Origin of the sequence: Streptosporangium sp. NPDC050855 (assembly GCF_044456585.1) — a bacterium.
GTDB classification, from domain to species: Bacteria; Actinomycetota; Actinomycetes; order Streptosporangiales; family Streptosporangiaceae; genus Streptosporangium; species Streptosporangium longisporum.
Genome location: NZ_JBITFY010000003.1, coordinates 160761 through 170681, shown reverse-complemented (window position 1 = coordinate 170681; position 9921 = coordinate 160761). Strand labels below are relative to the sequence as shown.

Annotated in this window: 7 protein-coding genes; 3 read left to right on the top strand and 4 right to left on the bottom strand. The window is 73.4% G+C overall.

All coding sequences use genetic code 11. The features are described from left to right. Positions 1-103 precede the first annotated feature (103 nt). Positions 104-2776: a LuxR C-terminal-related transcriptional regulator gene (locus ACIBCT_RS08830; RefSeq protein WP_399186809.1), complete on the bottom strand. Its 2673-nt coding sequence runs from the start codon at positions 2774-2776 to the stop codon at positions 104-106. 491 nt (positions 2777-3267) lie between these two features. On the opposite strand from ACIBCT_RS08830, the gene ACIBCT_RS08825 reads away from it, so the two are divergent. After that, positions 3268-4191, top strand: a complete 924-nt coding sequence (locus ACIBCT_RS08825; protein WP_399186808.1) for an epimerase — start codon at positions 3268-3270, stop codon at positions 4189-4191. A 265-nt stretch (positions 4192-4456) separates the two neighbouring features. Continuing rightward, the gene (locus tag ACIBCT_RS08820) at positions 4457-5221 is read left to right on the top strand and encodes a VOC family protein (RefSeq protein ID WP_399186807.1); all 765 of its coding nucleotides are present in this window, start codon (positions 4457-4459) and stop codon (positions 5219-5221) included. A gap of 127 nt (positions 5222-5348) precedes the next feature. Here ACIBCT_RS08820 and ACIBCT_RS08815 read toward each other — a convergent pair whose 3' ends face one another. Both ACIBCT_RS08815 and ACIBCT_RS08810 read right to left on the bottom strand, forming a co-directional pair. Continuing rightward, on the bottom strand, positions 5349-6707 hold the full coding sequence (locus tag ACIBCT_RS08815) for a hypothetical protein (protein ID WP_399186806.1): 1359 nt from the start codon (positions 6705-6707) through the stop codon (positions 5349-5351). A gap of 335 nt (positions 6708-7042) precedes the next feature. Next, positions 7043-8029 (bottom strand): TY-Chap domain-containing protein, encoded by a 987-nt coding sequence (locus ACIBCT_RS08810; protein WP_399186805.1) that lies wholly within the window; start codon positions 8027-8029, stop codon positions 7043-7045. Between the two features lie 189 nt (positions 8030-8218). Here ACIBCT_RS08810 and ACIBCT_RS08805 point away from each other — a divergent pair, with 189 nt between their 5' ends. Continuing rightward, entirely contained in the window at positions 8219-8923 is a 705-nt protein-coding gene (locus tag ACIBCT_RS08805; protein ID WP_399186804.1) for a hypothetical protein, read from the top strand. Between the two features lie 82 nt (positions 8924-9005). Here the strand turns inward: ACIBCT_RS08805 and ACIBCT_RS08800 are convergent, their stop codons facing one another. After that, positions 9006-9728, bottom strand: a complete 723-nt coding sequence (locus tag ACIBCT_RS08800; RefSeq protein ID WP_399186803.1) for a hypothetical protein — start codon at positions 9726-9728, stop codon at positions 9006-9008. Between the last annotated feature and the right edge of the window lie 193 nt (positions 9729-9921).

The following is a 9921-nucleotide window of genomic DNA, read 5'->3' as shown; positions in this document are numbered from 1 at the left end:
CGGGCCGGCCCGGGGCCCGGCGCGGCTACCCCGGGCCGGGCCCGGCGGCCCCCGCCCCCCCCCCCCCCGGGCCCCGGGGCCCGGGGGGGGGCGGTCCGCCGGGTCACGCGCCCGTGCGGCCGAGACGGTCGGCCAGCTCCCGGCGGGCCGAGACGCCCAGCTTCGCGTAGACCCGCTGCAGGTGGTTGTCCACCGTCCTGACGGAGATCGTCAGCCTGGCCGCGATGTCCTTGCTGGACATCCCCTCGGCGGCCAGGATCGCGATCTCCCTCTCCCTGGCCGTGAGCGGCACGGCCGCGCCGGCCGTCCGCAGCACGGGCGTCCGGGCGCCCTCGCACAGGGCGGCGCTCGCGGCCGACCGTGCCGCGGCGGCCGAGGCCCGGCGGGAATCCCCGGAGCGGCGCCACAGCTCCGCCGCCGCGCTCGCCGCCTCCGCCGCGAGCAGGCTCGCCCCCATCCGGTCGAGGTCCCCGGCCACCGCCGACAGGCCGGCCGGATCGTGCGAGGCCAGCGCGGCCGCCAGCCGTGCCCGGGCGGCCGTCAAGGGTCCTCCGGTCCTCGCGAGCTCCGCCAGGCGCCCCGCCGTCTCGGCGGCGCCCCCGAGCCGCGCGAGGTCGGTCAGGAACACGGTCTCGGAGGAGAACTGGCCCCGCTCGCGGGCCTCGGCCGCCGCCGCCCTGAGCACCGTCCTGGCCTCCTCCTGCTCTCCCCGCGCCACGTGCGTCCACGCCTCGCCGAGCCGTTCCTCGGGTACGTGCACCGGCACCGCGAGGCCGGCGTACTCGGCGAGGGCGGTCTCCGCCGCGCGCACGTCGCCCTGCAGCGCCGCGGCCGCGGCGAGCCCGGCGAGGGCGAGCGGACGGATGATCACTCCCTGGGGGCGGGTGTCGTGCGCGATCTCCGCGTACCAGCGGCGCGCCGAGGCGGGACGCCCTGCAAGCCAGGCGTTGCGGGCGAGCGGGAAGACCAGGAGCGTGCGCTGCCACCCGGTCGGTGCCCCGGCCGGGTCGGTGTAGGCGCGCTCACCGGCGACGCGGGCCTCCTCCAGGCGTCCGCTCTCGGTCAGGGCCAGGACGAGGGCGGACCGCGCGGCCGCCTCCTGCGGGGGCTGACCCCTGCTCTCGTCCCGCGCCTTCGCGCACAGGGCCAGGGCCCGCTCGGCCCACCGCACCGCCTCCTCCCCCCGGCCCAGGAAGGACAGCGCACTGGCCCTCGTCGCGGCGGCGGCCGTCCACGCCGCCGCGCCCGCGATGTCGTCCACCGGCGGCTCCTCGTCCGGCATCGAGTCGAGCAGGCGGAGACTCTCGGCGTGGTGGCCCAGGTTGGAGAGGATGTTGGCCTCGTTCACCCGCAGCGCCCACAGGGCCGCGGGGCTCGTGACACGGTCGCGCGCGGCGTCGTTCGCGGCGACGGCCTCCTCGCGGGAGGCGCCCCGGCACCACATGAGGTTGTGCGTGCGTGCCAGCGCCACCGACAGCGCGCGGCTCTCCGTGGTGGCCCGCCCGTCCGCCTTGCGCAGCACGTCCTCGGCCTCCTGCGGCCGTCCGGCCTCCGACAGCGTGCGGCCGAGCAGGAGCAGCGCCGGGAAGGTGAGGTCCTCCTCGGGGATCGCCCGGAGAAAGGCGAGCGCGCGGGCGTGGTCGCCGCCGTACGCGGCGAGCCGGGCGGCCTGGAGCAGGAGGGCCGGATCGGCGGTGCCGGTGCCGGCGAGCCGGTAGGAGGCCAGGCGCATGGCGTCCTCCCTGCGGCGAGAGCCGGTCCGTTCCAGCCTGTCCGCCCGCTCGCGCAGGATCTCCTGGCGGCGCAGCTCGGTGATGTCCGCGGGCAGCACCTCCTCGTAGAGGGGATGCGCCAGGCGGGCGTACGTGCGCCGGCCCTCCTGTACGACGGTGACGAGTCCGGCCCGCTCCAGCTCGTCCAGGACGCCGGTGCCGGGGTCGTGTTCCAGGTCGGCGGCGGACACCGGGCCGCACAGCGCGAGGACGTCGAGGAGGCGGCGGCCGCACGGGGGCACCGTCGCGAGCCGGTGGCGGATCAGGTCCGTGAGGCGCCGGGTGACCGGAAGGGACTCGGCGGCCGACAGCCGCCAGATCTCTCCGTCGTTCGCCAGCCTGCCCTCGGTCAGCGCGCCGCGTACCAGCTCGCCCAGGTAGAGCGGGTTGCCTCCGCTCGCGGCGTGCAGCCGGTCGACGGTCTCGCGGTGCACGTGCCCGGCCAGGGTGCGCCGGAGGAGCTCGTTCACCTCCGGCCAGGTCAGCGACCTGAGGTCGGCGTGATGGACGGCGTCGCCCCGCCCGAGCGTCACGACGCTCTCCTCGGACGAGGCGTCCGAGTGCACCGTGCCCACCAGGAAGACGGCGCCGGTCTCCATGAGCTGGCGCAGCAGCAGGGCCGAGGCGGAGTCGAGCAGGTGCAGGTCGTCGATGAGCAGCACGAGGCGGGCCGTCGCGGTGTAGGCCCGCGACATGAGCCGGACCGCCGTCGCGAAGCCCGCGACGGGATCCGACAGGTTCACCCCGTCCGGCAGCAGGTGGGCCATCGCCCCGAGCGGGATCCCGGCCGCCGCGCCGGTCGCGGCGGCGCGGCCCAAGGGGTGTCCCCGCAGGCCGGCGAGGGCGAGGCATTCCTCCGCCAGCCGTGTCTTGCCGACGCCGGGCTCACCGAAGATGAAGAAACCGTTGTGACCGGTCCCGTCGAGGACGGCCTCGAACGCCTTCAGCTCCGCGTCACGGCCCACCAGGGACCATCGTCTCGGCACCACCTCTGCCGTCGCCACCGCGAATCTCTCCTTCCATCGGACGAATGAGCGTGTCGTACGGGGCCGGCCGCGTCGGCGGGGCCGGAGACGTCTCATGATTGTCCGACGTTATCCAGTTACAGTGTAGAGAAAGGCGAAAAAACGTGTTAAATAATTCTAGGAGTGGCCCGATCTCGATCCGGATGACACGGTCGTGAACCTGGAGAAGGCCATTCGGTCACGGGTCGCGGAGTTCGCCGGGAATAGGTCCCGGGCAGGGAAAAGGTGACCGTTGCTCATCATCGGCCGGGTGAAACCGCCGGCCTTTTTCGGCGCGGTGCCGGGGGCACCGGAAACCGATGACTTCGAGACATCGAGGCGGCCGGCGTCCTCATGTCACGCCAAGGCCTCCGCTGTCTCCGGCATGGACGGCCACCCTCTTTTGAACGCGTTCAGTGCGCTGCTCTAGGCTGGTCCCACCGATCCTGGGGGGTCCGATGAAGATAGTGATACCCGGAGGAAGCGGCCAGGTGGGTGCGATCCTGGACCGCGCGCTGACGGCCGCGGGACATGACGTCGTGGTGCTCACCCGGCGGCCGGTACGGGAGCGCGACGTCCGCTGGGACGGGGAGACCCCGGGACCCTGGGCGGAGGAGATCGACGGCAGCGACATGGTGGTCAACCTGGCCGGTCGCAGCGTCGACTGCCGCTACACCCCCGCCAACCTGAGGGCCATGATGGACTCGCGCGTGCACTCCACCCGGGTCGTGGGCGAGGCGATCGCGGCCGCCGCCCGGCCGCCCCGGGTCTGGCTGCAGATGAGCACCGCCACCGTCTACGCCCATCGATTCGACGCCCCCAACGACGAGGCGACCGGCGTGCTCGGCGGCACCGAACCCGGCGTCCCGCGCTACTGGGCCTACAGCGTCGAGATCGCGAAGGCGTGGGAGCGGGAACAGGAACGGGCCGACACCCCGCACACGCGCAAGGTCGCGCTGCGCACCGCCATGGTGATGAGTCCCGACCGCGGCGGTGTCTTCGACGTCCTGTCGCGGATGGCTCGGCTCGGCCTCGGCGGCCCGGTCGCGGGCGGTGCGCAGTACATGTCCTGGATCCACGACCGCGACCTCGTCCGCGCCGTCGAGTTCCTGGCCGGCCGGGACGACCTCGCCGGGCCGGTGAACCTCGCCGCCCCCGAGCCCCTGCCGCAGCGTGCGTTCATGCGCGTGCTGCGCGCCGCGTGGGGTGCCCGCATCGGCCTGCCCGCGACGAGGTGGATGGCCGAGATCGGCGCGTTCGCGCTGCGCTCGGACACCGAACTCCTGCTGAAGAGCCGCCGGGTCGTCCCCGGCCGCCTGCTCGAGGCGGGCTTCGCCTTCGGCCACCCCCGGTGGCCGGAGGCCGCCGACGACCTCGTGCGACGCGTGCGCGGAGGGGGCGACGCCGCGGGGTGAGCGTCCCGGCACTCCCGCGGGCGGCTTCTTTCCCGCCTCTCATCCGCTTCTTTTCCGCGTGCCGCGTGCCGCGGTTCGACGGCCGGTGTGGGCCCGGGCCCGGGTGCGGGTGATCGAGGAACTGTCGGTGGGGTCTGTCAGGCTGGCGGGCGATCGGTTCGACGATTCCGCCCCCGCGCACGGAGTCCCGGAAGCTCGGAAGTCCGGAAGTCCGGCAATCCGCAGGACGGGTCACCGGCCCGTGCCCCCATCAAGGAAGAGGCCCATGCTCACCACCCGCTATGTCCCCGGCGCCCCCAACTGGATCGACCTGGGCACGCCCGACGTCGAGGCCGCAGCCGCCTTCTACGGTTCCCTGCTCGGCTGGAACTTCCGGTCGGCCGGTCCGCAGGCGGGCGGCTACGGCTTCTTCGAGCTCGACGGCAAGGTCGTCGCCGCCGTCGGGCCGCTCACCCAGGAGGGGGCGGTTCCGGCGTGGACGCCGTACTTCCACACCGCCGACGCCGACGCCACGGCCAAGGCGGTCGAGCAGGCGGGCGGGACCGTGCGCATCGCGCCGGACGACGTCTTCGACAAGGGCAGGATGGCCGCGTTCACCGATCCCGGCGGTGCGGAGTTCGCCGTCTGGCAGCCGGGCACCACCAAGGGTCTGGACCTCGTCACCGAGAACGGCTCCCTGGCCTGGCTGGAGCTGTACGTCCCTGGGCTGGACGTCGTCCGTCCCTTCTACCAGGCCGTCTTCGACTGGAAGGTCCAGGACATCGCGTTCGGCGACATGCCGTACCTGCTGCTGTCGACCGCCGGTGACGACAGCCAGGACCTGGGAGGCGTCATGGCGCTCCAGGAGGGGGACAGGCCGCACTGGCTGTCGTACTTCGAGGTGGCCGACTGTGACGCGTCCGTCGCCCGGGTGCGGGAGCTCGGCGGCGGCCTTGTCGCACCCGCCGTGGACATCGAGGACGTCGGACGTTTCGCCGTGCTCTCCGACCCCCACGGCGCGCGCTTCGCCGTCATCGCCAGCGTCGGCTGACACCGACGACGTAGACGACCGCCCCCGGCGAGGTCCGGCTCGTCGGGTGACCGGCCCCGGATCCCGGACCGGTGCGGGAGTGCCCGGCCGCTCCGCGTGAGGCGGCCGGGTCGCCGCCCGGGGCCGGTCAGCCCGGGCAGGCTTCGCGGCATGCGCCGAAGCGGCCTTCGTCCGGCCGGGTGAAGCCGGTCTCCGGCGTTCCCCGTAACGCCTCGGTCATCGTCTCCCTCCAGATCGGGCCGGGAATCGACGCGCCGTCCACCCGCTCGTAGTGCCGGCCGCCGACGGTGACGTCCAGCAGCGCGTGCTTGAACGCGCCGCGCGGGTCGCCGAGGCTGACGGCCGAGGCCAGGGCGGGGGTGTAGCCGGCGTACCAGGCCGCGATGTAGCCGTCGGACGTGCCCGGCATGCCCGCCGCCTCACGGCCGACGCCCTGCGGCACGCTCCCCGCCAGGGCGTCCGACAGCACCGCGGTGACCGCGTCGGCGACCGCCGGGTCCAGGACCTCCCGGCACCGCGGCGGGAAGAAACGTGGCGTCCCCGAGGCGTCGCGGATCTCCGTGATCACCGTCGGCTCGCAGAAGCGGCCGCGGGCGGCGAGGGTCGCGTAGGTGTTCGCCACCGAGACGGGATCCGTCTCGTTGATGCCGAGCGTGAACGTCTCGAACTCTTGCAGCGGACGGCCGTCGGTACGCCGGAGCCCGAGCCGTTCGGCCGTCCGGACGGTCTCGCACAGGCCGGCCTTCTCCTCCAGGCGCATGAAGAAGGTGTTCACCGCCTCCACGGTGCCCGACCGCAGGGTGACGAAGCGCTCCCCCTTCCTCTCCCGGTTGACGATGGAGTGGGCCGGATCGGCGACCTGCTGGTCCGCGCAGTTCCTGAACGACGAGAGGCTCGGGGCCTGGTACTCGTCCGAGACGAGGAGGCCGTCGTCGAAGCGCAGACCGGCGGCGAACGCCGCGGCCAGGGTGTACGGCATCGCCGTCGTGCCCTGCTGGAAGCCCGGCACGTCGCCGTTCCCGCTGCTGGTCACCATGGCCCTGATCGCGCCCTCTCCTGGGACGATCATGACCTGGGCGGCGACCTGGGGGTCGTCGCGGTGGACGCGGGCGTCGACGGCCCGCTGGGCCGCCCGCTGGAGCCGCTGGTCGATCGTCGTGCGGATCGTCAGGCCGCTTCGGGCGGGCAGTCCCGGGTCCACGGCGGCGAGTTCTCGCCCGACGTACCGGCAGAGGTAGGGGTGCCCGCTGTTCGCGCAGTCGCCCGAGAACTCCTCGATGACGGCGCCCTCGACGTCCAGCAGCACGCTTTTCCGGGCCGCCGGGGGGACAGGGGCGGCGGAGGGGGAGACCGGGGGCGTGGCGGTGGAGGCCGAGGCCACGCGGTTCACCTCCGCGCCGTCGTCCGCCGGAGTTCGCAACACCAGGAGAACGGCGACCAGCGCGCCCACGACGGCGACGCTCAGGAGAACCAGCAATGCCTTCATCGTCGCCCCTTGATATGTCCCGCAATATACGCAGATCATCCTGGAAATGCATGACGTGGGCAAACGAATGAAAATATCGCTGGTTTTAGGGACATGAATGCGGCGGGTTTCCGGACGGGCGGGATAGGTCCCTGTGAAGGGTCCTTCCCGGGCCTTTCATATCCCCGGGCAGTCGTTTCCGGGCCGGTGCGGATCCGGTCCCTTCATGAGGAGGATCGCCGTCCGGGACGCCGGGCCCGGGAGCCGCCGTCCGCGACGCCACCGGCGAGGAGACGCCACCGGTGAGGAGACGCCGTCGGTGAGGGGGCGCCGTGGGTCAGGTCTTCCGCCGCGGGTCAGGTCTTCTCGGGACGGATGCCCAGCTCCTCGGCGACGTGCTTCACGTGCTCGTCGCCCATGCCGTTGCGGAAGGTCTTGACGGCCAGCTCCGAGGGGTCGTGGAAACCGAGCGCCCGCAGTACCTCGACCGCCTGCGTGGCCAGCGGCCCGATGTCCGCCCAGACGACCGGCCTGCCGATCGTCCAGCTGACCGATCTCGCGCCGGCCGTCTCGGGCGTCCAGCCGAGCTCGAACAGCCGCCGCTCGCGGTCGTTGCCGGGGGCGTCCCGATCCGGGAGCTCCCCCGACACCGGCCGGTAGTCGAGCGCGCCGGTGTCCATGAAGCCGAGGCGATCGCTCATGAACTGCACCCCGCCGCGATCTCTGTCGGTCAGGATCACGGCGCTGTCGGTGGGGAGGGTCTGCAGCACCCAGTCCAGGCGCCGTCGCAGGTCCTCCCAGTCGGTGCACAGGGCGGGAGCGCCGGTGGCCGTGGGCCGCTCGTCGCGATCCCTGAAACGGAACGGGGCGTCGAGGGGGCCGTCCTCGCCCCACGTCCAGCAGCGCAGCCGCTCCGGCGGCACGGCGAGCACGTCGCGCAACGCGCCGATGACGGCCTCGGCGCGACCCAGGAGGAACTCCACGTCCCTCTCGTACCAGGTCCAGCTGACGGTCCAGGTGGGACGGATCTGCGAGGTCCCGGTGGCCTCCAGTCTCCAGCCCAGCGCGTGAAGCCGCTCCCGCTGGACGTCGGAGAGCCCGCGCGCCTCGAAGATCTCCGCGCAGACGTACCTGTCCATGAACTTGCTCAGGATGACGTACGTCCTGGTCGCCGGGTCGCCCAGGCGTATGCGGTCACCCGGCACGTTGGAGCCGTCCAGGTACTGGACGATCCACGGGGGAGCCGCCCCGACCTCACCGTGGTAGGGCTTCGCGAGGACGTCCCAGGCCGAACCCCGCGGGTCGTCGCCGCGGCCCTCGGAACCGTGAGTGTGCGCGTTCATTCGATACGTCCAACGGGCTCGTACGGGAAAGATCTTCCGCCCGATGCTACCGGCCGGGGTGGTACGTGCCGACCGGGCGGACATGATGTGGAACCTCCGGGTCCGGCCGTATCGTGGGGCGCCGCGGCGCAGGTCGTGTGACGGCCGGCCGGCCGGGCGGGCACCGTGAGGGCGTGACGAGGAGGTTTCATGTCGGAGGGGCCGGTGGCCGTGGCCGCCCGGAACAACGCGGAATGGTGCGACCTCGTGTGCCGCGGTCACGGCCTGCCCGGTGAGTTCGGCCCCGGGTTCTGGGTGAACCGGCGTCACCGCCTGGCGTACTACCCGAGCCTGGTCACCCTGTCGCCGCAGACGAGCGCGGAGGACGTCCTCCGGGCCCTCGGCGCTCCCGTGCCGGGGACCGGGGTGAAGGACAGCTTCGCGACCCTCGACCTCGGCCCGGCCGGGTACGAGCCGTTGTTCGAGGCGACCTGGATCCACCGTCCGGCGGGACGTGACCGGCCCGCCGGAGGCCCCCTGAGCTGGCAGGAGGTCACCTCCGCGGAGGAACTCGACGCCTGGAGATCCGCCTGCGCGGACGAGGCCGCCGACGTCTTCCTGCCGAGCCTGCTGGAGAGCCCGGAGTGCAGGGTCGTCGCCGGTCGTGTCCGCGGGCGCGTCGTCGCGGGCGCGATGGTGAACCTGTCCGAGCGGGCCGTCGGGGTCTCCAACGTGTTCTGCGGCGAGCGGGACCCCGACGAGGTGTGGAGTGGCCTGCTGGACGCGGCGGCCCGGATCGCCCCCGACCGGCCGGTGGTGGGGTACGAGCGGGACGACGCGCTGCGCGCCGCGATCCACAACGGCTGCCGGCCGATCGGGCCCCTGCGGGTGTGGGTCCTCCCGGCCGGCGGGTGACGCCGGTACGGGAGACCTCGGCTCCGGGAAGGGCGGGGTCTTCTCGGCCGGTACGGGAGATTCCGGCTCCGGGTAGGGACCCTCAGACGTCCCGCCGGGAGAAGACCGTCCAGGAGGTCGCGGTGAGCAGGAGCGCCCAGGCGGTGAGGACGAGCAGACCACCGGTCCGGCCGAGGGAGGTGCCCGGGTCGTCCGCCGTGCCGAGGAGATCGAGGGCCGCCTCGTGAGGGAGGAGCCTCACCAGCTCCGGCAGGCCTCCCCGCAGCAGTGGCGAGATGAGGACCGGCGTGACGACGAGCACGGTCAGCGGGATGACGACGCTCCTGGTGACGACGGCGAGACCATGGGCGGTCAGGCCGAGCAGGAGATGGACGGCCAGGAGCGCCGCGAGGTCACGGGCCGCGGCACCGGTCCCGAGGTGCCCGCCGGTGACCTGCGGGACGTACCGGACGAGGTGGGCCGGAAGGACCGCGGGGACCGTCGCGAGCAGAACGGCCACCGTGGTCGCGGCGAGCCTGGCGGCCTGGAGCCGGTTCCGGCCGGGGACGGCGGCGAGGCTGACGCGGATCTGCCCGGTGCGGTACTCGCCGCCCGCCGCGTGGACGGCGATCGCGATGAGGACGTAGGCCGGGGACAGCATGAGCGTGCCCAGCCGCTCGATCGCGACCGGCCCGTCCTGACCGGCGATCCGCACGGCGTCCGTGGTGGCCAGGACGGAGAGGACGAGGTTCGCGGCCGACGCGAGGGCCAGGGCGATCCAGGTGGCGGGAAGGGTACGGATCTTGAGGAGCTCCGAGGCCAGCACGTCGCCGAACCGTGGGGCGCGGGCGGTCCGCGACGCCTCACCGGACCGGAGGAGCGCGCCGGGCCTTCCAGGATCACCGGGCCTTCCAGGATCACCGGGCCTTCCAGGATCGCCGGGATCGCCGGGATCGCCGGGATCGCCGGACCTTCCGAACCCGGCCGACCCGCCGGGTCTTCCGGGATCGCCGGGCCCG